This window comes from Roseivirga sp., from assembly GCF_965216855.1.
GTDB lineage: Bacteria > Bacteroidota > Bacteroidia > Cytophagales > Cyclobacteriaceae > Roseivirga.
Genome location: NZ_OZ244204.1, coordinates 3,809,798 through 3,833,474 on the forward strand (window position 1 = coordinate 3,809,798; position 23,677 = coordinate 3,833,474).

The window sequence follows — 23,677 nt, forward strand, 5'->3', positions numbered from 1 at the left end:
CGTGTTTAATGGCTTTGAATGAGTCAGAAATATAAAAATAATTGAACCTAACTTAAATAACCACCAGGCTCAATTTTGAAGTTACACACTGTTTATTTGAGCTTAGAGGTTATAATACCAATTCATGCTAAGCCAGTAGCTATGACGGGTAGGTGCTTCCAGAATGGATTGATTTCGGTAATCCAGTCCAAGCTCAAAGCGATTCTTCGGGTTGAGAAAGTAGCCAATAAAAGGGCCAAATCGGTATTCCAAAAGCTGCCTGTCCTGACTCCAGCTCTGTATCAGTTCATTGTTGAGCTTAAGATAGAATTCTTCAGGATCGGTATTGGTGCCTTCTAATGGAAGTTCTGTTGAAACCCGGTACCGAAGCCGAAAAACCGTAGGCTCATTCCGTTCAAAGGTTTGGTCTGTTCCCAACCGATGACCCAGCTTGATTCCCCGAAGGGAACTCACAAAGCTGAATTGCTGAATACTCCGATGGATAACTTCTCCATTATTGAGCCTGAGTAAATAACCCAGTACAAGTTTCTCAGTGAGCCCGATTTTTCGGCTTCCCAGAAAGGTTAAGTCGGTGAGCAGGTGATCATGATCCAGTCCATTCCCATTACCAATAAAGCCAGCTGCCAATTGCTCTCGCGATTCAATTTTGAGATTGAGTGCGTAAGCAGAGTTTAGTTTTTTATTCAGGTTGATGGAAGGGAGTAAGCCTGATTGATAGCGGTTTTGGGCTGCCAAATTAGAGAAGCTCAGAAAAGTAGCCAGAAGTAGGGTGAAGGTCTTAGTATTCAAGGTGTACATTGTTGCGTGATACAATTTCCACCTGATTCACCAGCTCACCGGCCTGATCGAAAGTGATTTCCCAAAGCTTGGGGAGGGCTTCCTTTTTGCCCTTCACTACTATTTCAAAGGCATGAGGTTCAGCAAAGCTAACCCAATGCATTTGACCTAGCTTACTAAGGGGTGACTCCTTATATTGAATCTGAACCTTTCTGATCTTGAACCGGTCAAAAGCTTCCCCAAGATGTGTTTTTATGGTTTGTTGAACTTCCGTAGGTAGTTGTTCAAATTCAATCTCTACCTCGATATCTTCCAGTTTACCATCCTTGCCGAATTCAACACTTATTCTTCTGTTGTTGCTCTTAAATTTTGCTTCAAAGCTGATGTCTTCAAGCCCTTGTTCCCTATACCATTTGGCTTGAGATTGACCCTCTTCTTTGAGGTAGGATAGTGCCGGTTTTGGGACCGCTTCCTCTTTTATCCTCGATTCTTTTTCGAATTTCTGAGCCATCAGCCCACCGACACTGGAGCAGAGTAGTACTGTTGAGGTAATGAACAGGCTTCTAAAGCCGGAAAGAATGGAGTGAAGCTTCATCAAGAGACAAAAATAAGACTTCAGCGGCTTCCTCTAAAGAGAATGCCAGTCAATATCTACTCTTCTTCTTTTTTGAATTTCGCCATAAAATAAAGTGCATGTCCCTGGGTGCTGAAGTCTTCCGGATAGTGTTGACCGCTCAAGTCATAGCAGACAATGAGCAGGTTGTTTTCATATTTGTAAATCCCCCTGATGTGTCTGCCGGCATTAGGGCCTTCAGTGCCATAGATATCCAACTTGCCTTCGTTCATTTCGATTGTACCTCGATCAAGGCTTTCCGCCTGCATGGTGTAGAGACTGTCTGCAATGGTAAGTCTTTGTGAACTGAATGATGTTTCAGGCAATGGCTGTCCACCAATTTCTTGTTCAACAGGAATCCAGGTGCCGTTAAGGTTTTCTCCGTTTTGGTTGGAGCAACCGAAAAGAATGAAGGCAAGAAGGAATAGACAAATGTTTCGCATAATCAGGTCATAGTTCATTCAATTTAGCCTTTTCTGATAATATATTTCGATCGGTTTTTGGAAGTGGCTTCAAACCGAAAAGCGGACGAAGAAACCAAACCCTTCTGATCAGGAATTCGAAGGTGATAAAACAACCGAGGAAGGTGAGTAAAACCACCAGAATGAATTGTAAAACAATGGGGAGTTGCGTAGGGAATATCAGGTAAGAAGCCCCGTAAAGCATGGCCATATGAATGATATAGACAGGGTAGGCTGCCTGACTCAGATAACTCAAGGTCTTACTGGGTTTATTAAGGTACCGATAAGAGAAAGCAAATACTGAGAAGATCCACAGACTCGATTCAACGGACATTAAGTAACCGGGAGCTACCAGATTAAAATGTGTAATCCTTAATACATAAAGCCCGGCAGCAAGTATCAAAAAGACCCACTTCCACTTTAGAATCATTTGCCAGAATGGGGCACCACTGAATACGAAGAGGAAGCCCAGCAGAAATGCCAGCAAGCCAATAAAGAATCCATGCCAGGTCAGTGCATAAAGTTCGAAGGGGACAGGCTTTACAATCATCACTTCCAATACCAGCATCAGCATGGCTACCAATAACCCGAAGGGGCTTCCGAATAGCTTTTTCAATCCCATCGCCACTTTACTTTCACTGTGATTTCTGAGATAAAAGAAGAGGGGTGAGAGTACTACTACATAGACGAAGATATTACCGAGAAACCAGAGGTGACCACGGTTATACTGATAGCTCAAGGGTTGGTCATAGTATTTAAGAATCAGCAAAACATGAAGTGGTACTATGACGAAAATACCGAAAATGAAAGGTACAAGTATTCTCGTTGTTCTTTCCTTGATGAGCTGAAACCATCTGCGTTTTTTCATGGCGAAAAACACACCCATTCCCGAAACAAAGAAGAGTAATGGGATTCTCCAGACATTGAGCATGGTCATCGGGGTCCAGAGTGAAGGAATTGCTTCTTCACTCTGAATGAATCCGATTAACAGACCCCATGGCTGAAAGCCAATGGCAATGTGATAGATCAATAACAGGCCAATGGCAATTACCCGCATCCAGTCTATGTCGTATCTTCTTTCTATGTTATTCATTGTTGTTCTATTTTGAGTTGTTCAGATTTATTATCTCAGCATATTGGCTACCTGAGGTCTGGTGCTTTCAATGCGCTTCAGGTCGATCTGTAGTCCCATAGAGCCCAATTGTTTTTCCATCATACCATAAATGGCTTCTACTTCATTGAATGGAACAGAGACTGATTCCAGGGCTGTACTTCCGAAGTTATTCTTAAGGTCTTTGTCGGCACCTGCATCGAGTAGCATCTGAAGGATATCTGTTCTACAGAAGAAGGCAGCCGAATGAATAGCTGTAGAGCCTTCATTATTTTTCATGTCAAGTTTTGCCCCGGCATCGATGAGGGCTTTGGCAATTTCCGGCTTACCGAAAACAGCAGCTATAATTAGGGCAGATGAACCTCCGAATGGATCCTTGGCATTCAGATCGCTACCAGCGGCAATATGTTGCTTCACGGCTTCCAGGTTACCCGCTATGGTGGCATCATGGATGGAAATTTTAGGGGCCTTTATTTTAGTTTCTTTCTCCTCAGTATTACTACTGGCATTGTTACTACATGACGAGCTGATAACTATTAATAAAGAGATCGCCAGCATGCTGATTGATTTGATAGTTTTGAATTTCATGACTTTTGAATTTTCGTTTTTAAAATGTTTGATGATTCAAAGGTCGGTAGGAAAGGAGGGGCAGGGTTATGAGCTATCAACCAGCTTGTATAAAGTTTTGTACAGTATTGAAAACTATGTTGCAGGCGTATAAATTATGACGCATGTAGCCCTTTTTGTGCAGCTAAGGCGCATTTTTTAAAGTTGTGACTCTTATTAATATTTCACTCTTTTGTAAAGATTTTTAGCACCTACCGATATGTCAGATATCCCAGCCAGGGACCAGAAATTCATCGAACAGCTCAGAGAAACCATTGAGCAACACATGTCTGATGAGCAGTTTGGTGTGTCTGAGCTGGCAGAGGCAGTGGGTATGAGTCGTTCTAACCTGTTGAGGAAAATCAAAAAGCTTTTGGGCTTGTCGGTGAGCCAGCTTATTCGTCAGGTACGATTAGAAAGAGCCATGGAGCTGTTGAAAGACAGTGAGCTGAATGTTTCGGAAGTGTCTTTTGAAGTAGGGTTTGCTTCTACCTCTTATTTCGTTAAGTGTTTTCGGGAACAATATGGATATCCTCCAGGTGAGGCACAGGAAAGATTCCAACAAGAGAATACGGTGGCTTCAGTTGAGCTACTTACCGTTTCAAACAGAAAGCGATTGATCATTGGTCTAGTGGCTTTAGCTCTGTTGGCATGTGTTGTCTTCCTCTTTTGGAAATTATCAGATGCGGATCAGGATCTAACTGAAGTTGAAAAGTCGATTGCTGTACTTCCTTTCAAAAACGATAGTTCTGATACTACCAATGTCTACTTCATCAATGGACTGATGGAATCGACACTGAATAACCTTCAGAAGATTGGTGACCTGAGAGTGATCAGTCGTACTTCTTCAGAAAAGTATCGTAATTCCCCCAAACTCATACCGGAAATCGCGGAAGAACTGAACGTCAACTATTTTGTGGAGGGTAGTGGGCAGAAGATTGGAGATAGAATCATGCTGAATATACAGCTTATTGAAGCCTCAACTGATAAGCAGCTATGGGCTGAACAGTACGAGAGGAAGGCAGAGGATGTGTTTAAAATGCAGCAGGAAATTGCCAGCAGTATTGCCTCCAGAATAAAGGTGCTGATTACCCCCGATGAAAGAGAGCAGATTGGTAAAGTGCCTACTCAAAACCTGATTGCCTATGATAACTTCCTGAAGGGGATAGATTTGGTCATAGTAGGTGATAAGCAGAAGAATATGGCCGCTATTCCTTACTTCAAAAAAGCGATAGAACTTGACAAGACCTTTGCCTATGCTTATGCATCGCTCGCTTTTGCCTACTATAATCTGGACCTTTTTATGGCCGACAGGCAGTATATCGATGAGATAGATTATAATGCTGAACAGGCCATGAAGTATGATCCTGAACTGGCAGAAAGTCATATTGCTATGGCCTTCACTCATATGCAGCGGATGGACTATGCTGGAGCATTGCCCTATCTGGAGCAGGCGCTTGAATATAAACCCAACTCTGCCAGTGTCATTAACCTGCTCTCTGACTTCTACGCCAACTATCTGCCCAATACAGAGAAATACCTGGAATATGCTTTACTGGGTATACAACTGAATGTGAATGCAAACGACTCTTCAACCACCAGTTATATCTATTTACACTTATGCAATGCCTTGATTCAAACCGGCTTTGTCGATGAGGCTCTGTATTATGCTGACCGATCTTTGGATTACAACCCGCAGAACCCCTTTACCAATTATGTCAGGGCCTTCATGCTGTATGCAAAGGAAAAAGATTATGAAAAGCTGAGAAGCAGGTTGATCACTGAATGGAAGAAGGACACCACCAGACTGGATATTCTGCAAGAAATAGGCAAGGTGAGCTACTTTATGCGGGATTACGAAACAGCGCATGAATACTATAGTCTGTTCTTGGATATGCGTGATCAAATGCACCTGGACATCTATAGATATGAGCAGGCGAAAATTGCAGTAGTATTCGATGAAGTCGGAGAACATGAGAAGGCTCAATCACTACTGAAGGGTTATCTTGATTTTACGCTTTATGCTGATAATTCAGTTTATAAAGAAGCCAATCTGGCGGTCTATTATGCCTATACCGGAGAAGAAGAAAAAGCAATGGAGCATCTGGAGACTTTTTCAAGGGTGGAGAATTTCCAGTACTGGCTCATACTGTTCGATCATGATCCATTGTTTGATTCAATTTCGGATCGGCCGGAGTTTCAGGCAGCATGGACCAGGATAAAGAATAAATTCTGGAGTGATCATGAAAGACTGAAGACCCAATTAAGAGAGAAAGGTCTACTCTAGTCGGGACGTGTCTGCAACTCCATATCAAATGATGGATTGAGCAGCACAGAATACCACTCAATACCAGCATTCATGAGCAAACACTATTGACTTACAGTCATTAAGTGTTCCATTTGAAGTACATCTTTGATCAGGCTGTCCTGAACAGGTTTGGTTACTTCATTAAACTGATTCACTCCGTAATCAATACCTGATACAACTCTGGCAGGTCGTTCACCTTTTGGAGATTCTATTACTCTGGTAATGTCATCAGCTACCGTTTGGGGAGCTATGGCTTCGTCTGAATTGAAGAAACCCTCAAAGTTCTTCAGCATCATTGGAGGTACATCTTTAAAATCACCATAAGATGATAGTACTTCGGAATTGGCTTCCTTAGGCCCACTGTAGAGTAAGCCTGTACCGAAAGGCCCCGGCTCGTTAATAGAAACCTCAATTCCGAAAGGTGCTAATTCATAACCAATTGATTCAGTATAGGCTTCCAGTGCAAATTTACTCGCACAATAAACTCCAAAGTAGGGGAAGGAGAGTCGGCCAGCCAAAGACGAGACATTGATGATCAGACCGTCTTTAGCTTCGCGCATGTGTGGCAGCACTGCCTGAGTAGTTCGCACGACACCAAAGAAGTTCACGTCAAACTGTTGCTGAACCTGTTCCATTGAATAGGCTTCGGTGATACCTACAAACATCACTCCTGCATTGTTCACCAGCGTATCGATTTTACCATCAACACTAATCACTTTGTCAATGGCCCGTTGAACTGAGTCATTTGAAAGGACATCTAATTCAAGCACCTCAATGGAAATCCCTTCTTCTTCGGCTATGGCTAAAAGCTCTTCTTTCTTGTTTGAATTTCTGGTTTCAGGGTCTCTCATGGTGGCCCATACTTTGTACCCTTTTCTTGCTAATGTCGTAGCAGTGAGTTTTCCGAAACCACTGCTACATCCTGTTATTACTGCGTTTTTCATAAGTATATAAATAATATTAGACCGGTCGTCTAGTAAATGTTCAAAATTTTTTAAAGCATGTTTTTCAGTACATCAATCAGCAGATCCAGTGGCTCATTGTTTTTGGTAGATTTCATTCTTACCAATGCACCTTCCCAGCTATTGAGTATGAATGATGCATACTGGTCGGGAGACATGCTGCGCTTGATGTTGCCTGATTTTTGGCCTTCTTCTATTGCTGTTGAGAACAGTTTTTGCCATCTGTTAAAGCTCTCATCAATTAGGGTAGCGAAGGAGGTATTTTGAGCTGATAGTTCAAGACTACTATTTCCCAGTAAGCAGCCTCTGGCAAAATCCTCATCCTTATATACTGCCTTCATGGACTCAAGAAGATCAATGATTCTTTGTTTAGGCTCAATTTTCTGGCTTTCCAGCTTCCCTCTGAGGAATTCTTCTACTCCTTTGCTGTAGTAATTGATCACTTTTTGTCCGAAGTCGTCCTTACTGTTGAAATAGTAGTAGAAGGAGCCTTTTGGAATTCCTGCCTCATCGAGAATTTTCTTCAGTCCAATATTATGAAAACCGTTTCTGATGATCAGATCAGTTCCGATTTGTAAAATATGCTCTATGGTACCTTCTTTCATAATATTAGACCAGTCGTCTACAAAGGAATACAAATGGAATGAATTACCAAAATCAATTGAGTCTATTTATTGAATCTGTTGAATAGAAATGTCATTTAACTGATGAACAGCTTTTAGTCTAAACAGCAGTCTTTCAACTCCTTCACATAGATGTCAGGCTCATTCTCTAATATCTCTTTCATGACCGGAGACTGTTGAATAGATTTTTTCACAAACTGATTGGCCCAGGTATTTCTGTGTTTCTTATGAAGATTTTGCTCCTGCGTTACCAGGTTTTCAAAATAGCTCAGGTACATCATAGCCGTCATTTTTACTTTGACCTTCAGGTCTGCGCTGGCATTTTCATCTAGAGCCTTCTGCTCGAAAAAATAGGGATAGAGTTCCGGGTCGGAGCTGATCATTTTTCTTACTTCAGCGTTTTGGCCATAGAGTCCTACCTGAGCCGATGAATTAAGGGAAAGTTTCAGCTGCCTAAGCTGGCTGATCACCATGATGGCTACAGCAATACTAACAACTGAATTGAGTACTTGAAAGAATAGATCGGTTTCCATAATATAGGTTTTGAAGTTAAGCCTGATCCGGATTGGCTTTCCGGAAATCTTCATCTTCAAGATAATAAACTACCAGAACAGTTTAGTTCTATGATGATTTCAATCCGGCTTTGATGAATATCGGAAAACTTACCATTTGCGTTCCTGATCTCCAGACCTTACCCACTTCATTCATCAGTTGATCTACCGGGTTTTCTCCATTATGGGCTTCTTTATAATTTTGAACAGCAGACCACGAGTTAAAATAGCCTTCAAACTCATCGATTGTCCACGTAGTTGTAATACCGATATCTTTTGGGGTATCTATTTCCTGCCAGGGAAATGCAATACTTTCATAGTTGCTATCTACGTGTTTGCGTTCAAAGTCCCATAAGGGGCCTACTGCATGGGTGTAAAAGTGATCTATCAGTTGATCGATTAGGGCATTCACCCTAAGCAGACCATAACCCCAAAAAGCCAGCAATCCTCCGGGTTTGAGAACCCTTTCGGCTTCGCCAAAGAAAGCTGGAATATCGAACCAGTGAATGGCCTGGCCTACGGTAATAAGATCGAAACAGGAATTGCCAAAGTCTGTATTTTCAGCCCTGCTGACCTTGAATTGAATGTTGGGACAGGGCTCTGCATGGTTCAGCTGTTTTTGACTGATATCTGTAGCGGTTACCTTTTTAAATTTTTTGGCCAATTCAGCAGCTACCTGCCCATTACCGGTACCGCAGTCCCAGGCGTGATCAAAGGTCTCACATCGGGAGAATAAAAAGTCATAAAGCTCCTGAGGATAAACCGGTCGGAATTTCCTGTATGTGTCTGATTGTTTGGAGAATCTGTCAATTGCTTTTTTCATATTGTGTTGGTGGGTTGGGTTGAGATGATTCATCTATCCAGCCCAGGTGTGTGTGTTTAAAATGATCATTATACTTCAGGCCGTAGCCAAAAATTCTATCCATACTGGCATGTCCAAATAAAATGATACCTGCCAGTTCAAGCCAGTTATCATTAAAATACCAACCTGCCACAAGAACGATAAGAGCTATGCCTTTATGATGAAACAGGTTGTAGCTAATGGCACCTGTTCGGGTGTTCAAAGCATAACCTATCATACCAAGATCGGGCGTGAGAATGAGTAGCGGATACCACCACCAGCTAAAATCTGTTTGGTTGAAGAGGTAAATTGATAGCCCGAACATGGCCAGCTCTTCGAGTTTGATATTGTTTTTCATGGACTGTGCTTTCATGACTTAATTAATCAGATGCTTCATGCATCAAAAAGTGTTTATTGTCCATTAGAAAAATGCCTACCGTTCTGGCTTGTGTGCTTGTTGGGTGTTATGAATTCCCAGCTTCGTTCATTCAAAATTACAATAAAATCGTGTTTTCTGTGATTTTTTATCAAAATATGAATGTTAGTGCTGTATTATTGACCTAGTAGTTTTACCACCCGGTTAGGATAGTTTGAGATAATACCGTCTATGCCCAGGTTTATAAGCTCTTTCATGGTTTTTTCATCATCAACCGTCCAGCGCCATACTTCAAGACCTTCATCATGCGCTTTCCTGATATACTCAGGGCTTAACTTAGTTCCACCTCCAACACCAATAGCCTGAGCATTAATTACCTTGGCATAATCGATAGTGCTTTCATCGGCACTACCCATTAGATAGAGTATGTCCAGGTCACTGTCCAACTGACGAATTTTTGCCAGAGCAGGGTAGAGGAAAGAAAATATAATGACCTCGTCTTTCATATTGAGCTCGTTCAATAAAGCCACCACCTGTTCTTCAGCTCCTGTTACCTTAATTTCCAGACAGACCTTAATTTTACCTTTGGCCAGTAACAGGGCTTCTCTTAGCGTGGGTACTTTTTCATCCTTGAACTCACTGTCGAATTTTTCCGGATAGCCAACTCTCGCCCTGGATAACTCTTCAAAAGTCATTTGGGATACTTTACCCTTCATCCCATTGGAAGAAGTCCGGTCTATAGAACTGTCGTGGATAACGACTACCGAATCGTCTTTGGTTTTATGGATGTCAAGCTCAAAATATGGAATGCCGTAGTCAATGGCTTTTTGAAATGCAGCCAGGGTGTTTTCAGGTGCAATTCCTGAAAAACCTCGGTGAGCGATTACTTTAATCTGGGCTTGAGACATCAGCATACTGAAGGTAAAAAGACAGCATAAAATCAGCTTCTTCATGGTTTGTTTTTCTTTGGTGTTTTCGGCTCATGAAGTAACAGAAAATTAGGCTGGATTTAAGGTGTAATGCTGAATTTTGAGTTTGCACTACTTCTTTAGCCCTACATAATGTTCGATTGCTTATTTTAGTACCATGCCCTTTGTGAATGCCAGTATTTACAGAAAAGCAAAAAGCCTGGCAATCAGCGAAGGCCTTCCAAAACAGCTGCTCTCCGGCCACGATGAACTGCAAGAGATCAGAGAAGATCATAAGTACGTTCCTATCCACTTACTTTTTGACGTTTACGAATTGGCGGAAGCTCATCTTGCAGCCGGTTTTGGTCTGAGGCAAGGGAAGCAATTTACCTCCGAAGACTATGGTACATTAGGTCTTTCCTGGCGTACTTGTTGGAAGGCAAGTGAAGTTCTATACCGTACTCAGCGATTTATGGTGCTGGTCACAGATCATGGAAGCATATCTGTTAATGAACAGGGGAGCATTACCAAGACCGCTTTGGAAAGGGATGCCTTAAGAGTAGGAGTCAGAACGGCCAACGAGGCCACCTTTGTTATGTTGACTGTTATACTGGAGGAGATAACAGGGCGTAAAATCAGACCGGTAAGCATACATTTTAAACATCAGTCGGAAGGCAGGCAGGCGTTTGAGTCTTTTTTGGGTTGTCCTGTACTCTTTGGACAAGAGCAGAATAGCATTGAATTCAATACGGCTGATTTGGATGTGCCTACCCTTAAAGCTGATCAAAGTATACATCAGTTTTTTGTAGATAGGATGGATGAGGAATTGGAAGGTATACAAAAATCTGCTGATCAGTTTTTAGGTAAAATCTCAAATATCATCGAGCAATCCCTTCCCAGTGGTATTCCCAGTGTGGCTCAGGTAGCCGATCATCTGGGTATGAGTACAAGAACATTGAAAAGGAGGCTGTCAGAAAAAGGGCTCACTTTTAGAGATCAGGTCCAACAGATTCAAAAGGAAATGTCTACTCACTTGCTGAAGAGCTCTCAGCAATCTATGGCAGAAATAGCTTTCCAAACTGGTTTCTCTGAGCAAAGCGCTTTTAACCGTGCTTTTAAAAGGTGGATGGGGCAGTCGCCTGTTGATTACCGAAAATTCGCCTGAACTCAGTTTTTGGCCTCAACTGTCTAAAGCATGGCCCCAAAGGTCAAGCACATTCATCTGATTCATAGCAAATTACCCCGGTATTTAAATGATGAAGATGACAACTCACAAGCAACTCATGAACGTCAGGCAGATTAGAATTACTGGTTTTTTGTATCTGTTGGTGATTATTTGTGCCGGATTTAGTCAGGGCTATGTTCGGGCCAATATCGTAGTGCCTGATGATGCAGCATTGACTGCTGCCAATATTATTGAAAATGAAGGCTTATTCAGAATCGGTCTGGTAGCCGACCTGATAGCTTTTACTTTGGATCTGGTCGTATCTATTCTGTTCTACCAAATGTTGAAGCCATTTGGTAAGACTTTGGCCATGACTTCTTCCGCTTTACGTTTATTGGCGCATCCTGCCATTGGTTCACTCAATCTGTTGAATCATTATATGGCTTTTTATGTGCTGGGCAGTGGAGGGGCTTTGGCTACTTTGGAACCGCAACAACTGGAGTCTCTGAGCCTGATGTTTATGCATGCACATCAATATGGCTATTTGATTGCCGGTGTATTCTTTGGGGTTCACTGCTTTTTATTGGGGCTTTTGCTGAACCGATCGGGTATCATACCTCAATTCTTTGGCTACTTTATGTTGTTGGCAGGTATAGGTTATCTTATGGAGAGTTTCGGAAATTTTCTATTTCCGGGTAATGAAGCCTGGCTGGCCTGGGTAGTTGGTTTATCTGCTGCTCTGGGTGAAGTGGAATTGACCTTGTACTTCCTTATCAAAGGTGCCAGGGATACTTACAGGATGAAACTGAGGCCATCATAATGACCAGAGTGAGCTTTGACTAATGCTTTCCTTGCACTTCATGTCTTTTGAACATGAAGCTTACAATCAGCCAAAGAATAACGGGTACTCCCCAAAGTCCAACCAGAGAGAAGAAGTCACTGATGGCTTGCGCATTTTGGATATTAACCAATCCTTCGCCAAGAGGACCCTGGGAGAACATACTGTTCAGGGTGAAGTTCCAACCAAGATGAAGCCCTAATGGCAAGAGTATTGACCTGGTTTTGGCAAATGCCAGTCCCCAGACATATCCCATAAGACCTGTACCCAGGAACACCACAATCATTGGGACCAGGTTACCGATTATTCCAAACGAGAACCAGTGGTATATACCAAAGGCAATGGCTGATATCAATATGGCCTTCTTTTCGCCTAAGCGTTGAATAAGTATGTATAACAGGGCTCCCCTAAAGAGTAATTCTTCAGTTAATACAGATCGAAAGTCCCACCAAAAACGCTGCAGGAGTTCAATGGAAAGCATATTGTCATTTATTGTCCATTCGGCACTACTCAATACTTTTTCAAGAAATTCTACCCCAAGGCAAAGCAGGGAGGTAATCATCAACCCTAGACCAAATTGTTTCAATCTTAGCCCAATGGGCCAAAGGCCAAGTGCCAGAATGCTTTTCTTTTCAATGAAATGGAGTAATAACCAGGATAGAATGAGGGCTACAAGAATGCCAATCATAGGGACGTGCAAATGGTAAGGAATGAAACTGTTCAAAAAACGGAACCCTTCCTAATGAACTATGGCAAGAGGTTGAGAGCTCAGCTAACAGGGTTATTCGCCAGTATTTTTTCCATATGGTAATTGATGAGGGTTACCTCTTCTCTCATTACCGTTTGTTGTTTGACTACCCTGAAGCCTGAACGTTCGAAGAAAGGTCTGGCAGTAATACTCACATGAGCGCTGAGCTTCACAGAGCCGATGGTTTTGGCAAGTTGTTCCGTTTGGGTATATAGCTTTCTGGCTATTCCCATTCCCTGAAAATCCTTGTGTACATAAAACATGTCGATGTAACTGCCCTGATAGAGGGTAGTAAACCCTACTACCTGATTGTTGATTTCAGCTACAAAGACTTCCTGTTTTGTTAAGATGTCGTACCAGCGCTCCTGGTTTTTCGCTCCGGAAGACCATACTCTGATTTGCTCTTCATTGTAATCTGCTCTGCAAACTGTCTGAATGGTTGCTGTAAATAGTGATTGGAGTGTGTTCAGGTCGTTTAAGCTTCCTTTTCTGATCAGTATTGTCAGCATATACAGGTATATTAAAAACTATTAATTTGTGACAATTGGTGAGTTTCTAAAGTTTCAAATTTAATGCTTAAGTCTGATATGAAACTCACCAATTGAAACTATCATTGGGTTTTATACCTTCTCTGGAATTCTTCCGATAATCTTAGAGAAGTCTCCTGATCTTTCGGTGAGATTTCATAAAGCTTTATCATCCTAACAATTCGTTTGGCACCTGAGATTGCATTATCCCGACTTTGAGAAAAGTTTAACCTTATACAGTTTTTGGCTTTTGGTGAAAATTGAGCTCCTGAAGTTACGGTCACATTGGCCTGATATCTGAGCAAGAGAATGAAAGTATTGAAATCAACGATTAGAGGAGGTAAGTGTATAAATAGGTAACAACCACCTTGTGGTTTAGCCAACGCTAGCCCTTCTTCTCTAAAAATACTTACTAGTTCATTTCTAATTATTTCGTGCTGTTTAATTCGATCTTTCATCCATACTATAGGTTCATTAAACCAGGACTTAAGTACAGCCTGACTATATCCGGAGGCTCTTAATGAAACTATTGCCTGGATCCGTTCCATTTTGTCTATGGTTTGATCTGTTCCAAATGCTACTCCGATTCTAAACCCGCTCATGGACTCTGTTTTAGAGGGGCCCATTAGAGTGATCAAGTTGTCAGGTAGAGACTTCATAGACCTAATATGTGTGAATTTTTCACCCGAATAGATCATTCTCGAGTATAACTGATCTGCGATAACTGATACATTATATTTAAGTGCAAGACTGGCAATTTCCTTAATTGTCTCTGGGGAGTAAATTAGTCCGGTTGGGTTATTTGGGTTAGAAAACACAAAGTGGTTCACCCCTTGTTTAAAAAGATGCTCCAGTTTGTCCAAGTCAAGCTCAGGACCTTCTTTCCTTAGATAGTTTAAGCTTAGTGGTACTGGTTCGGCACCCAGAAAATGAATAGTTTTTCTTATGGCGAAATAGTCTGGTTCTACAATAGCCACTTTCGAATGATTACTTATGTTGGCAGCCATGGCTAGAAATAGTGCACCTTGTGTCCCAGGGGTAATAATCAACTCTTTTTTATGATCTATTGGGCTTTCGGTGAAATTGGTAAGAGACTTGGCCAACATTTCCAGAATATGTTCGGCCCCCCGGTATTTTGTATATGCCTGACTTGTTCCGCTCACGAAACCTCGCAGCCACTCTATTTCACTATCTGGTATAGGTTGAAAGCTGTCTATATCTCCATGAGAGAAGTTGACGAGACCTCCTGATAGCTTATCACCGATAATGAGTTTTTTTAATTCTTCCCGTCTTGGCTGACCTTCCTGACCCGGAGCATAATCTATATTAAGAAGTTTAAATCGTTTACTTGACATCTTTTGAATCTTTGTTAGTTGATGGAGTTTCAAAATTAGATTCAGTGAAAAGCAACGAGAAATGGATTCGTTGCTTCAATACGTGTTTTTCAATGGAATTCACTTTATTTTGGAGGTTTACGCGTGTGTTTTATGGTTGATAGTATTGATGAAAGGTTGCTCAGTGCCTTAATGAGCAACTCGCGTTTATCATATGCAGAATTGGGAAGGCAGATAGGATTATCTCCTTCTGCGGTTAGAGAGAGAGTACAGAGACTAGAGAGTCTTGGAATAATAACAAAATACAGTCTGGAAGTAGATAAATCACAATTGGGATTTGGAATAGAGGCGTTTATCTTATTGGATGTTTTTCCAGGAAAGCTGAAATACGTTATGGATAATGTCAAAAAGTACACTGAAGTTATGGAGGCGCATCGGATCACGGGTGATCAAAACTTACACTTAAGAGTTTTGGTCAGGTCACGGACAGCTCTACAGAATTTGTTGGATCGATTAATGGATTATGCCGACACAACTACCTTTATGATTCTGTCTAAACTATAAGGTACGGTTAGATTAAAACCAACATCGTTAGTTTAGCGATTCTCCAAAATCCTGACAATCCGTTTGTATAGTATTTCAGCAATGGTCCAGCTTTTTGCCCCACTGGTGTTGGTGAATTCTATGACCACGGCATCGATATCAGCATGATAGCGGGCAATGCTTTGATATCCCGGTAACAGTCCCGTATGCTCATAACCATAGACTTCTGAATAGATAGCCTGTTCTTCATCAGTGAGGAGGGTACCATCAATCAGGGCCCGAAGAAAAATCCCTACATCTTCTGCAGTGGCCACCATGGAGCCTCCGGGCAGGCTGTAATCGTTCATCTTAATGTCTGGTTCGTAGCCCACATAATAGCCACTGGTTACTTTTTCGGGATCAACATCACCTAGTGTACTGAAGGTATGAGTCAGGCCTAAGGGGGCTAAAATGGTTTCTTTAATATATTGATGATGGCTATACCCCAGGGTTCTATCCATTATTTCCCCGATTAACACATAATTGGTGTTGGAGTAACTATAGCTGGCATCAGGTTTAAAATCGGCAGGTTTGTCCAGAATGGGAGCTACGGCTACCCTATTTCCTTTTGGTGGATTGTCCCAGGGGAAATCAGGCTCATCTGTGAAGTTTGGAATACCACTACGGTGCTGAATGAGCATTTGCAGGGTAATCTGGTCAGCATATTCTATTCTTTGCGCCAGGTCAGGTAGGTATTCGGCCAGGGTTTTATCGAGCGACAATCTTTGTTCATGGACCAACCTGACGGTGGCTGCGGCTATGTAGAGTTTACTGATACTGGCAATTTTGAATAGATCATCAGGCTTAGCAGGTATCTTGTTTTCCCGGTTCTTCCAACCGGAGGCATAGAACCCTGGTTCATGGCCTTGCTGGTCTACATAGACGATCATACCGTCTAATCCGTAGTTCATGGCCTCATCTACCTGTTCCTGCACAGTATCCGGTAGGGGAGTAAGCCAGATTCTGAGGAATATCCATGGGGTGAATATAGCGGTGCATATAATGGAGATAGCAATAAAACCAATTCTGAGCAGGTTCTTTTTGGATTTGGTCATCTTAAAAAATGAAAGGTGTGTCTTGGAAGCCTGGTTTTATGGGAAGTTACGAAAATGAAATTAGACAGGCCGGGTAATTAGCCTTGCTCTAATTCGAAAATGGTGATTTCCGGTCTTACGTTGAACCTGACTTGCCATAGATGGCCTATAGCCCGGTTCACATAAAGCATTCTGCCATCTCCCAGGTTAATCTCTCCCCGGGCGTATTTTTTATTCTGAACAGGTAGCATTGGAGCTTTTAAGAATGGAGGTTTACACTGTCCGCCATGAGTGTGGCCTGAAAGGATCCATCCCTTATAGTGGTTCCAGACATTGAGATCACAAACATCGGGATTATGACATAGCAAAAGGTTGGCTTTGGTATTATCATAGTGAGACATGACTTTCTCGGGCTTGAAATTCACAGCCCAGAAATCGTCAAAGCCGATAATATTTAAACCGTTAAAATCCGCTTGTTGATTCCTGAGTACATCAATACCGGATTGATGAAGCAAAGCACTAACCTCATCAGCCACATCTCTTTCAGCCCAGTTTTTGCCATAATCGTGATTGCCCAGAATACCCACAGTGGCCAGTTTGCCTTTAACCGAATGCCTTAGTACTTCATTCAACTGCCTGAATTGTTCTTCGTTTTCATAAGTTACATAGTCTCCGGTATAGACTACAAAGTCGGGGTTGAGTAGTTGGGCCTTTTGGAAGGAATCAATAATGTATTGATAGTCGAACCGATTTCCGATATGGACATCACTGATCTGCATAAGCTTCTTCCCGACTAATGATTCAGGAAGATTGGTAATGGGCATTTTTCTATACACAAACTCCAACCAAAAGGGTTCTATTTGCCAGGCATAAAGACCGGTAAGTACACCGGTGCCCAGGGTGCCTAGTGTCGCTTTTTTAATAAACTTCCTTCGGTCCATGTCTTGAGGGATTTATTGTGAAGACGAATGGAGTAGACAGAAGGTACAGAGTTATCGGAGAATACCAGTGTTGTACCGATCCTTATACTCAGTGATTTCTAGAAGCCACTAGGACTGTCCCTTAGAAAATCACGCACTTCCATTAATGCAAATCCTAATAAGTTTGACCCTCTCCAAGAGTATACATTGTTTATTTTTGGTGATTCTTTAGATAGACCTACGCCCCAGATTTGATCGACTGGACTGGCCTCTACCAATATTCTGTTTTTGGTATTTATTAGATACTCCTGAAGCTCCGGGTTTTGCGAGAATTTATTGACGTTTCCAACTCGAACTATTTCATATCGTTTCTCTGCCCAAACATCTTCGTCAAATCCCCGTACCTGACGCCCCAGGTCCTTGACTTCACCTGGTTTTTTAGAGGCTATTATTTTTTCATGTTGTTGAATGTCATTAAAGAGTAGGGCTTTCTGTGACATCATCCAGTGTTCTGTAGTCTTGTAGGTAATACCATCAACTATAAATGGACTCTCGTACCATTGACTTAAACACCAATGCCCAACTTTGTCAATGCCATTGGAATTATGACCCCAAAAGAACAAGTACTTAAGAGAAGTGCCATTTTCTATCTCTTTTTTGAGCCAATCTATATTGTACTTACTTGAAGGCATTACGTGTTAGAGTGTATTGAATTTCTAAAGGATTACAAAGTTGTAAAAGTATGATATCTAATAAATTCGGAAATGAGTCTTGACCATTAACTGACAACCTCATTTGTTCGGAAGTCAGCAGTAGATAAGTCCCATTTGAAAATTCCTTTTTCGGCCATTTGGGCACCCAGGTTTTTGTAGAAACCAATCGCTCTGTCATTGTCCTTTTCTACTTCCCACTTGATGAATCCAATGTTTTGTTGCCGACAGAGGTTTTTGGCCTGTTGCATTAGTTGATTTCCCACCTTTTTACTTCGGTACTCACTCATGACAAACAGGTCGTCCAGGTTCATGTACTCGCATCCACCCCAGATGGAGTAATTCCAAGTGTAGGAGAGGTAGCCAACGGCCTGGCCTTCGAACTCCGCTATCAGGGCTCCAAACTTTGGGTTTTCCATAAATCCTGACTGCAGCATTTCCTCTTTGGAAGTAATCACGTATTCCTCCTGATGATGAAATCTGGCAATGGCCATGATGAGGTCAAAAAGTATATCTACATCTTTCTCTGTAGCCTGTCTGATGTGGATCATTGCGGATGGGTTATGAACGGGTAATTCCTCATGGCTTATTGGCAGCCTTAAAGTGTGTTTCGAAATAGAGGTGGTATAACATCTTATCCAAACAAGTCGCTGCTGAGATATCGGTCGCCCCGGTCGCAGACTATATGGACTATCACGCCTTCTTCTATTTCTTCAGCGATTTTCAGCGCGGCATGTAGTGCTCCCCCGGAGCTCATTCCAGCCAGAATACCTTCTTTTTTGGCCATAGTGCGTGTCATGGTAGTGGCCTCGGCTTCACTCACATCAATGACCCGATCGACTCTTGATGGTTCAAAGATTTTGGGTAAGAATTCAGGAGACCATCGTCTGATGCCGGGAATACTGGAGCCATCAGTTGGCTGAGTTCCTACAATCTGTACCTGAGGATTTTGCTCCTTAAGGAATCTGGATACGCCCATGATCGTACCTGTAGTACCCATAGCAGAAACGAAATGGGTGATTTTACCATCGGTGTCACGCCATATTTCAGGGCCTGTTGTTTTATAGTGTTGGCCATAGTTGTCGGCATTTGCAAATTGGTTGAGCATAAAGTAGCCTTCCTCTTTAGCCATTTGTTCAGCCAGTGTTCTGCTATATTCTATGGTTTGTTTGGCAGGGGTAAGGATTACTTTGGCACCATAGGCTTCCATACTCAAGACTCTTTCGCGAGTGGAGTTGTCGGGCATAATCAAAGTCATTTCCACTCCCATCATGCTGGCGATCATGGCCAATGCAATTCCTGTGTTTCCACTGGTAGCTTCAACCAGTTTATCTCCGCGTTTAATTTCACCACGATCGAGCGCTCCTTTAATCATGCCATAGGCCGCCCGGTCTTTAACGCTTCCACCGGGGTTGTTACCTTCAAGTTTACCATAGATTTTTACACCCGGTTTGATTGCCAGATGTTGGTATTCGACTAGCGGGGTATTGCCAATGAGTTCTTCGATTTTCATGCGCTTTGGCCTTTGAATATGATCGTATCGGTTTCACCATCACCATGATGCATTTGAGCCTGGTAATAGATTTTAGAGAAAGGAGGGACACTGTGGGTAAGCCATACATTACCCCCAACAATAGAGTCGTGACCTACATCGGTATTACCTCCCAGGATTGTAGCTCCGGCATAGATCACCACATTATCTCCTATAGTGGGATGCCTTTTTACTTTAGCGTCTTTTTTGTCAACGCTGAGACCACCCAGCGTAACTCCCTGGTAGATTTTAACATGATCGCCAATTTGTGTGGTTTCACCAATCACGATACCCGTTCCATGGTCAATACAGAAGTAGTGACCAATGGTCGCTCCCGGGTGAATATCAATTCCTGTTCTGCTATGGGCATATTCACTGATGATCCTTGGTATCAGTCCGACACCCTGAAGACTCAGGTTGTGAGCTACCCTGTGAGCGGCAATGGCGATAAAACCTGGATATGTTCTGATGACCTCAGTTCGGCTTTTGGCAGCCGGATCTCCTTCGAATATGGCTGTAATGTCTTCTTCCAGCATCTCGTGAATGACTGGCAATTCATCAAAGAATCGGTCGGCAATATGGTCAGGCTCATCTTCTGATTTAATCGGATTTCTCGACAGGATTTGATGGAGTTGAAGCTTCAGCTTTTCGAAGTGCAATTCGAATTCTTTCTGGGTGCTGAATTGCTGTCTTGAGAAGTCTGGAAAAATAGTGCCTAGTAGCTCATTGAACCAGTTGGCTACTATTTCCGGGGAGGGACAGCTGGGGCAAGCCTGCTGTCTGATATATAGTTTGTTGATGAATTCCTGATTCATATTTCGCTAAGGTATTATGGACGAAAAGAGTTCAATTGATTTTGACTACACGCAAGCCCATGGTTTTGGTTGTGCATTTCTTATGAAAAGCGCCTTTTATTGCCTGACATAAATCTACGTTTTTCCCTTCTTTGGTTATTGTTGATCATGAAGAACAATAGGGGCCCAATAAGAAAGGCCATAAATAAAGGTAATTGTAGTGCTCTGTTCTGGTTATGTTTTCGCTTACTGCGTTGCTTGATATAATAAAGGAAGCTGATGCTGTATATAACCATCAGAAAGCCATAAATAAACAGAAGTGCATTGGAGCTCATTACTTAGAGCAACGAAGTACCAGGCTTAAAGTTCAGTAATTACCGATGTCTTAATCGAGGAAGTGTTGATCGAGTGAATAGACTTTCTGTACTCCTGATTTGCCTTTAGCGTTGATTTCAAAGCTCTGACATACCGAGCATTTGCTATGCAGTTTCTGATACAATGCTTCTGAAATTAAAAAACGGGTATTCAAGACTTTGTTGGCTTGTTCTATTCTGCTGGCCAGGTTGACAGTATCTCCGATGGCGGCTTCTTTCTGCATGCCTTCAATACCAATGGTACCCCAGATAATTTTCCCGGTATGGGCGCCCAACCTGATTTTAAAGTCACTATGCGTCATTTCATGAACAGCATGGTCAAACTTGTCGATTTCTGTCTTTAACTCGAAGCCGGCTTTAATCAGGTTTTCCGAGTGGTCAGGATTGTCATCCAAGCCAAAAATGGCCAGAAAGCCATCTCCATAATAGTCTATGATACGGCCACCGTGTTTCTTAATAATGGTCCCTGCAATATGGAAATAGCGGTTCAATATATGTACAACATCGTAGGGAGGGGTTTTTTCGGTAAAGGCAGTATAGTCTGCGATATCGACAAAGAGAATAGATGCATCTTTTTCAATGCCCAGGCTACGGGGAGTCTTTTTTACATCCTGGCTTAGAATGATCTTTTCATCGATTTCATCCAGCACCAGCCTACGCATTTTTACATCTCCTTTAACTTTTGTTTGGCAGGCAAGCCTCACTTCTTTGAGGAGACCTAACTGACGGGCCAGTGTGCTTTCTTTCTCGTTTCTTTCGCAGACATTTTCCATACCTTCTTCTATATAGACTCTACAGGTTGAACATTGCGCATTGCCACCACATGCATGGGTGTGCGGTATGCCTGCAGCCAGAGTATTTTCTAAAACTGATTTATTGGTATCAGCCACCAGGCTTACATGATCATTAGTTAATTCTATTACCGCCATTCATTACGCTAGTTCAGAGAGCTCGAGCCAGCGAAGTTCTTTTTCGTCCAGTTGTTCGGATATGGCCTCGATCTTATTTGAGATGTCCATGAGTTTTTGATGGTCTGTCTCAACATTCATCTGCTCAATCAATTCGGCTTTTTCCTTTTCAAGACCTGGAATTTCTGCCTCCAATTGCTCAAACTCCCGTTGTTCCTTAAATGAAAGCTTTTTCCTCTCATTTGGTTCCCTCGACTTTTCCTTTTTTATCTCAGTTTTCTTCGATTCTGGCTCGGAAGGCACTTCCTGATCCATTCTAAAGTCTGTGTAGTTACCCGGATAGTCTTTTATCTGACCAGATCCGTCAAAAACAAACAGATGGTCTACCAGTCTGTCCATGAAATACCGGTCGTGTGATACAATAATTACGCTGCCTTCAAATTGTTCGAGGTAGTTCTCGAGTGTGCCGAGCGTGATCAGGTCGAGGTCATTGGTGGGTTCATCCAGAACCAGAAAATTGGGGCTTTGAAGTAGTATTTCTAAGAGCTGGAGTCTTCGCTTTTCACCACCACTCAGTTTGGCGATTGGTTTGTATTGAACATCGGCAGGGAAGAGGAATCTGGTGAGAAACTGAGAAACAGGAACGGTTCTTCCTTTTCCCACTTCTACCACTTCAGCAATGCTTTTGGCAAAGTCAATAATGGTTTGATTAGGGTCGAAGCTTTCCTCTATTTGGCGGTAATAACCAAACTTGGTGGTCTGCCCTTTTTCTATTTCTCCACTGTTGGGGGAGAGTTCACCCATAAGCAGGCGGATAAAGGTAGTCTTTCCACTTCCGTTAGGGCCGACAATGCCAATTTTGTCTCTGCGTTGAAAGGTATAGCTGAAGTCTTTGATGAGTTGCTTTTCTCCGAAGCCATGGCTTAGATGTTCTACTTCCAGTATTTTTTTGCCTTGTCTGGAAGCAGCAGCATTCAGTTCTAATGAATCTGACTTCTGGGCGCTGAAAGCTTTCTCTTTGGTATCCTGGAAAGCATCGACCCGGTATTTGGCTTTGGTACCCCGGGCCTTAGGTTGTCTTCTTATCCAATCCAGTTCTTTCCTGTAGAGGTTCTTAGCTTTGTCGATACTGGATGCTTCATTGGCTTCCCGTTCGGCTTTCTTCTCAAGAAAATAGGCATAATCGCCCTGATAAGTAAAGGCTTCACCCATTTCGAGCTCAATAATGTTATTGGTAACCTGTTCCAGGAAATAGCGGTCGTGCGTAACGAGAATCAGGGACATATTGGCTGTGCTCAGGTATTTTTCCAGCCATTCGATGGTGTCGATATCGAGGTGGTTGGTAGGCTCATCGAGAATGAGCAGGTCAGGCTTTTGAATGAGCACAGAGGCTAAAGCAATTCGCTTTTGTTGTCCCCCGGATAGCAGCTGCACTTCCTGTGTAAGGTCATGGAGCCCCAGCTTGCCTAAGATTTGTTTGGCCTGGCTTTCCAAGTCCCAGAGGTTTCTGGAATCGATCTGCTCAATCAGTTGCTGTACCTCTTCATGGTTTTCATGTCCGGTTAAGGATTTAAGAAGTGCCTTCTCATAATTCTTTAGGATGGAATGTTCAGGATTATTATCATCGAATACTGCGTCAATAACCGACTGCCCTTTTTGAAAGGCAGGATTTTGAAGCAGGTGCTTCACCACAATGTCTTTTCTGAATACTACTTCACCTGAATCCGGAGTCTCCAGACCGGTCAGTATTTTCAGCAGGGTAGATTTACCAGAACCATTGACTCCAACCAGGGCTACTTTTTCCCCTTGTGCGATACCAAAGGAAATACTATTGAGTATGGTTCTATCTCCGAAGGTTTTTTTGAGGTTTTCTACCGATAAGTAATTCATGGGGAGCAAAGCTAATGTGGAAGAGTGGATTTACATGAATGGCTGTAATCTTTTCTCGTGTTTAAAGTCTTAGCAATTGTTGATGTGTCTCTTACTTGGGCTTCAAACATTTTTCTTCTGTCGGACATCCTAGAAACATAGCAAGAGTCACATAATATTGAGCAATAAATAATGTTAAAATATTG

26 protein-coding genes are annotated in these 23,677 nt (G+C 42.3%); 4 read left to right on the forward strand and 22 right to left on the reverse strand.

Going from position 1 to position 23,677, the window contains the following annotated elements; translation table 11 throughout:
* Positions 1-102: 102 nt before the first annotated feature.
* Genes ACOOEY_RS16805 through ACOOEY_RS16825 form a run of 5 tightly spaced genes read right to left on the reverse strand, consistent with a single transcriptional unit; the run spans position 103 to position 3,550 of the window.
* Entirely contained in the window at positions 103-789 is a 687-nt protein-coding gene (locus ACOOEY_RS16805; RefSeq protein WP_420385883.1) for a DUF2490 domain-containing protein, read from the reverse strand.
* Positions 779-1,375 carry a hypothetical protein gene (locus ACOOEY_RS16810; RefSeq protein ID WP_420385884.1) on the reverse strand — a complete coding sequence of 199 codons (597 nt, stop codon included), beginning with the start codon at positions 1,373-1,375 and terminating at the stop codon, positions 779-781. Before ACOOEY_RS16810 ends, ACOOEY_RS16805 begins: the two co-directional genes overlap by 11 nt.
* 53 nt (positions 1,376-1,428) lie before the next feature.
* Entirely contained in the window at positions 1,429-1,833 is a 405-nt protein-coding gene (locus ACOOEY_RS16815) for a TIGR03067 domain-containing protein (RefSeq protein WP_420385885.1), read from the reverse strand.
* Between the two features lie 7 nt (positions 1,834-1,840).
* The gene (locus ACOOEY_RS16820; protein ID WP_420385886.1) at positions 1,841-2,944 is read right to left on the reverse strand and encodes an acyltransferase family protein; all 1,104 of its coding nucleotides are present in this window, start codon (positions 2,942-2,944) and stop codon (positions 1,841-1,843) included.
* Between the two features lie 30 nt (positions 2,945-2,974).
* Complete coding sequence (locus ACOOEY_RS16825) at positions 2,975-3,550, reverse strand: ankyrin repeat domain-containing protein (RefSeq protein WP_420385887.1); 576 nt, start codon at positions 3,548-3,550, stop codon at positions 2,975-2,977.
* Positions 3,551-3,788: 238 nt separating this feature from the next.
* On the opposite strand from ACOOEY_RS16825, the gene ACOOEY_RS16830 reads away from it, so the two are divergent.
* Complete coding sequence (locus tag ACOOEY_RS16830; protein ID WP_420385888.1) at positions 3,789-5,855, forward strand: helix-turn-helix domain-containing protein; 2,067 nt, start codon at positions 3,789-3,791, stop codon at positions 5,853-5,855.
* A gap of 83 nt (positions 5,856-5,938) precedes the next feature.
* Here the strand turns inward: ACOOEY_RS16830 and ACOOEY_RS16835 are convergent, their stop codons facing one another.
* The 6 genes from ACOOEY_RS16835 to ACOOEY_RS16860 all read right to left on the reverse strand — a co-directional run bounded on the left by ACOOEY_RS16835 (position 5,939) and on the right by ACOOEY_RS16860 (position 10,182).
* On the reverse strand, positions 5,939-6,820 hold the full coding sequence (locus ACOOEY_RS16835; protein ID WP_420385889.1) for an SDR family oxidoreductase: 882 nt from the start codon (positions 6,818-6,820) through the stop codon (positions 5,939-5,941).
* A 50-nt stretch (positions 6,821-6,870) separates the two neighbouring features.
* The gene (locus ACOOEY_RS16840; protein ID WP_420385890.1) at positions 6,871-7,443 is read right to left on the reverse strand and encodes a TetR family transcriptional regulator C-terminal domain-containing protein; all 573 of its coding nucleotides are present in this window, start codon (positions 7,441-7,443) and stop codon (positions 6,871-6,873) included.
* Between the two features lie 113 nt (positions 7,444-7,556).
* Positions 7,557-7,994, reverse strand: a complete 438-nt coding sequence (locus ACOOEY_RS16845) for a hypothetical protein (RefSeq protein ID WP_420385891.1) — start codon at positions 7,992-7,994, stop codon at positions 7,557-7,559.
* An 88-nt stretch (positions 7,995-8,082) separates the two neighbouring features.
* Entirely contained in the window at positions 8,083-8,835 is a 753-nt protein-coding gene (locus ACOOEY_RS16850) for a class I SAM-dependent methyltransferase (protein ID WP_420385892.1), read from the reverse strand.
* Positions 8,819-9,211 carry a DUF4260 domain-containing protein gene (locus tag ACOOEY_RS16855; protein ID WP_420385893.1) on the reverse strand — a complete coding sequence of 131 codons (393 nt, stop codon included), beginning with the start codon at positions 9,209-9,211 and terminating at the stop codon, positions 8,819-8,821. Before ACOOEY_RS16855 ends, ACOOEY_RS16850 begins: the two co-directional genes overlap by 17 nt.
* A 194-nt stretch (positions 9,212-9,405) precedes the next feature.
* Entirely contained in the window at positions 9,406-10,182 is a 777-nt protein-coding gene (locus ACOOEY_RS16860; RefSeq protein ID WP_420385894.1) for a glycerophosphodiester phosphodiesterase, read from the reverse strand.
* A gap of 133 nt (positions 10,183-10,315) precedes the next feature.
* On the opposite strand from ACOOEY_RS16860, the gene ACOOEY_RS16865 reads away from it, so the two are divergent.
* Together ACOOEY_RS16865 and ACOOEY_RS16870 are read left to right on the forward strand one after the other, a co-directional pair.
* Positions 10,316-11,302 carry an AraC family transcriptional regulator ligand-binding domain-containing protein gene (locus ACOOEY_RS16865; protein WP_420385895.1) on the forward strand — a complete coding sequence of 329 codons (987 nt, stop codon included), beginning with the start codon at positions 10,316-10,318 and terminating at the stop codon, positions 11,300-11,302.
* A 97-nt stretch (positions 11,303-11,399) separates the two neighbouring features.
* Positions 11,400-12,122: a DUF4386 domain-containing protein gene (locus ACOOEY_RS16870; RefSeq protein WP_420385896.1), complete on the forward strand. Its 723-nt coding sequence runs from the start codon at positions 11,400-11,402 to the stop codon at positions 12,120-12,122.
* A gap of 19 nt (positions 12,123-12,141) precedes the next feature.
* Here ACOOEY_RS16870 and ACOOEY_RS16875 read toward each other — a convergent pair whose 3' ends face one another.
* The 3 genes from ACOOEY_RS16875 to ACOOEY_RS16885 form a co-directional block, all read right to left on the reverse strand.
* On the reverse strand, positions 12,142-12,828 hold the full coding sequence (locus tag ACOOEY_RS16875; protein WP_420385897.1) for a CPBP family intramembrane glutamic endopeptidase: 687 nt from the start codon (positions 12,826-12,828) through the stop codon (positions 12,142-12,144).
* Between the two features lie 80 nt (positions 12,829-12,908).
* Positions 12,909-13,397, reverse strand: a complete 489-nt coding sequence (locus tag ACOOEY_RS16880) for a GNAT family N-acetyltransferase (protein ID WP_420385898.1) — start codon at positions 13,395-13,397, stop codon at positions 12,909-12,911.
* Between the two features lie 101 nt (positions 13,398-13,498).
* On the reverse strand, positions 13,499-14,770 hold the full coding sequence (locus tag ACOOEY_RS16885; protein ID WP_420385899.1) for a pyridoxal phosphate-dependent aminotransferase: 1,272 nt from the start codon (positions 14,768-14,770) through the stop codon (positions 13,499-13,501).
* Between the two features lie 132 nt (positions 14,771-14,902).
* On the opposite strand from ACOOEY_RS16885, the gene ACOOEY_RS16890 reads away from it, so the two are divergent.
* Positions 14,903-15,313, forward strand: coding sequence for an Lrp/AsnC family transcriptional regulator (locus ACOOEY_RS16890; RefSeq protein ID WP_420385900.1), 411 nt, complete (start codon positions 14,903-14,905; stop codon positions 15,311-15,313).
* A gap of 32 nt (positions 15,314-15,345) precedes the next feature.
* Here the strand turns inward: ACOOEY_RS16890 and ACOOEY_RS16895 are convergent, their stop codons facing one another.
* From ACOOEY_RS16895 to ACOOEY_RS16930, 8 genes are all read right to left on the reverse strand, one after another.
* Positions 15,346-16,386 carry a serine hydrolase domain-containing protein gene (locus ACOOEY_RS16895; RefSeq protein WP_420385901.1) on the reverse strand — a complete coding sequence of 347 codons (1,041 nt, stop codon included), beginning with the start codon at positions 16,384-16,386 and terminating at the stop codon, positions 15,346-15,348.
* A 77-nt stretch (positions 16,387-16,463) separates the two neighbouring features.
* Positions 16,464-17,306, reverse strand: coding sequence for a metallophosphoesterase (locus ACOOEY_RS16900; protein ID WP_420385902.1), 843 nt, complete (start codon positions 17,304-17,306; stop codon positions 16,464-16,466).
* Between the two features lie 98 nt (positions 17,307-17,404).
* The gene (locus ACOOEY_RS16905; RefSeq protein ID WP_420385903.1) at positions 17,405-17,977 is read right to left on the reverse strand and encodes an NADAR family protein; all 573 of its coding nucleotides are present in this window, start codon (positions 17,975-17,977) and stop codon (positions 17,405-17,407) included.
* 86 nt (positions 17,978-18,063) lie between these two features.
* Entirely contained in the window at positions 18,064-18,546 is a 483-nt protein-coding gene (locus ACOOEY_RS16910) for a GNAT family N-acetyltransferase (RefSeq protein WP_420385904.1), read from the reverse strand.
* 83 nt (positions 18,547-18,629) lie between these two features.
* The gene (cysM, locus tag ACOOEY_RS16915) at positions 18,630-19,508 is read right to left on the reverse strand and encodes a cysteine synthase CysM (protein ID WP_420385905.1); all 879 of its coding nucleotides are present in this window, start codon (positions 19,506-19,508) and stop codon (positions 18,630-18,632) included.
* Positions 19,505-20,341: a serine O-acetyltransferase EpsC gene (gene epsC, locus ACOOEY_RS16920; protein ID WP_420385906.1), complete on the reverse strand. Its 837-nt coding sequence runs from the start codon at positions 20,339-20,341 to the stop codon at positions 19,505-19,507. The genes cysM and epsC overlap by 4 nt, the downstream gene beginning before the upstream one ends.
* Positions 20,342-20,705: 364 nt before the next feature.
* Positions 20,706-21,623, reverse strand: coding sequence for an adenylate/guanylate cyclase domain-containing protein (locus ACOOEY_RS16925; protein ID WP_420385907.1), 918 nt, complete (start codon positions 21,621-21,623; stop codon positions 20,706-20,708).
* Between the two features lie 3 nt (positions 21,624-21,626).
* A complete protein-coding gene (locus ACOOEY_RS16930; protein ID WP_420385908.1) occupies positions 21,627-23,492 on the reverse strand; it encodes an ABC-F family ATP-binding cassette domain-containing protein in 1,866 nt (621 codons plus the stop codon).
* Positions 23,493-23,677 lie beyond the last annotated feature (185 nt).

What these genes read in the sequence shown, in the direction of transcription:
- ACOOEY_RS16815 (WP_420385885.1), bottom strand. Translation starts at nt 1,833, where the DNA reads ATGCGAAACATTTGTCTATTCCTTCTTGCCTTCATTCTTTTCGGTTGC.
- ACOOEY_RS16820 (WP_420385886.1), bottom strand. Translation starts at nt 2,944, where the DNA reads ATGAATAACATAGAAAGAAGATACGACATAGACTGGATGCGGGTAATT.
- ACOOEY_RS16880 (WP_420385898.1), bottom strand. Translation starts at nt 13,397, where the DNA reads ATGCTGACAATACTGATCAGAAAAGGAAGCTTAAACGACCTGAACACA.
- ACOOEY_RS16930 (WP_420385908.1), bottom strand. Translation starts at nt 23,492, where the DNA reads ATGAATTACTTATCGGTAGAAAACCTCAAAAAAACCTTCGGAGATAGA.
- ACOOEY_RS16900 (WP_420385902.1), bottom strand. Translation starts at nt 17,306, where the DNA reads ATGGACCGAAGGAAGTTTATTAAAAAAGCGACACTAGGCACCCTGGGC.
- ACOOEY_RS16885 (WP_420385899.1), bottom strand. Translation starts at nt 14,770, where the DNA reads ATGTCAAGTAAACGATTTAAACTTCTTAATATAGATTATGCTCCGGGT.
- ACOOEY_RS16925 (WP_420385907.1), bottom strand. Translation starts at nt 21,623, where the DNA reads ATGGCGGTAATAGAATTAACTAATGATCATGTAAGCCTGGTGGCTGAT.
- ACOOEY_RS16895 (WP_420385901.1), bottom strand. Translation starts at nt 16,386, where the DNA reads ATGACCAAATCCAAAAAGAACCTGCTCAGAATTGGTTTTATTGCTATC.
- ACOOEY_RS16825 (WP_420385887.1), bottom strand. Translation starts at nt 3,550, where the DNA reads ATGAAATTCAAAACTATCAAATCAATCAGCATGCTGGCGATCTCTTTA.
- ACOOEY_RS16840 (WP_420385890.1), bottom strand. Translation starts at nt 7,443, where the DNA reads ATGAAAGAAGGTACCATAGAGCATATTTTACAAATCGGAACTGATCTG.
- ACOOEY_RS16875 (WP_420385897.1), bottom strand. Translation starts at nt 12,828, where the DNA reads ATGATTGGCATTCTTGTAGCCCTCATTCTATCCTGGTTATTACTCCAT.
- ACOOEY_RS16905 (WP_420385903.1), bottom strand. Translation starts at nt 17,977, where the DNA reads ATGCCTTCAAGTAAGTACAATATAGATTGGCTCAAAAAAGAGATAGAA.
- ACOOEY_RS16890 (WP_420385900.1), top strand. Translation starts at nt 14,903, where the DNA reads ATGGTTGATAGTATTGATGAAAGGTTGCTCAGTGCCTTAATGAGCAAC.
- ACOOEY_RS16860 (WP_420385894.1), bottom strand. Translation starts at nt 10,182, where the DNA reads ATGAAGAAGCTGATTTTATGCTGTCTTTTTACCTTCAGTATGCTGATG.
- ACOOEY_RS16835 (WP_420385889.1), bottom strand. Translation starts at nt 6,820, where the DNA reads ATGAAAAACGCAGTAATAACAGGATGTAGCAGTGGTTTCGGAAAACTC.
- ACOOEY_RS16845 (WP_420385891.1), bottom strand. Translation starts at nt 7,994, where the DNA reads ATGGAAACCGATCTATTCTTTCAAGTACTCAATTCAGTTGTTAGTATT.
- ACOOEY_RS16830 (WP_420385888.1), top strand. Translation starts at nt 3,789, where the DNA reads ATGTCAGATATCCCAGCCAGGGACCAGAAATTCATCGAACAGCTCAGA.
- ACOOEY_RS16910 (WP_420385904.1), bottom strand. Translation starts at nt 18,546, where the DNA reads ATGATCCACATCAGACAGGCTACAGAGAAAGATGTAGATATACTTTTT.
- ACOOEY_RS16870 (WP_420385896.1), top strand. Translation starts at nt 11,400, where the DNA reads ATGACAACTCACAAGCAACTCATGAACGTCAGGCAGATTAGAATTACT.
- cysM (WP_420385905.1), bottom strand. Translation starts at nt 19,508, where the DNA reads ATGAAAATCGAAGAACTCATTGGCAATACCCCGCTAGTCGAATACCAA.
- ACOOEY_RS16865 (WP_420385895.1), top strand. Translation starts at nt 10,316, where the DNA reads ATGCCCTTTGTGAATGCCAGTATTTACAGAAAAGCAAAAAGCCTGGCA.
- epsC (WP_420385906.1), bottom strand. Translation starts at nt 20,341, where the DNA reads ATGAATCAGGAATTCATCAACAAACTATATATCAGACAGCAGGCTTGC.
- ACOOEY_RS16855 (WP_420385893.1), bottom strand. Translation starts at nt 9,211, where the DNA reads ATGAAAAACAATATCAAACTCGAAGAGCTGGCCATGTTCGGGCTATCA.
- ACOOEY_RS16850 (WP_420385892.1), bottom strand. Translation starts at nt 8,835, where the DNA reads ATGAAAAAAGCAATTGACAGATTCTCCAAACAATCAGACACATACAGG.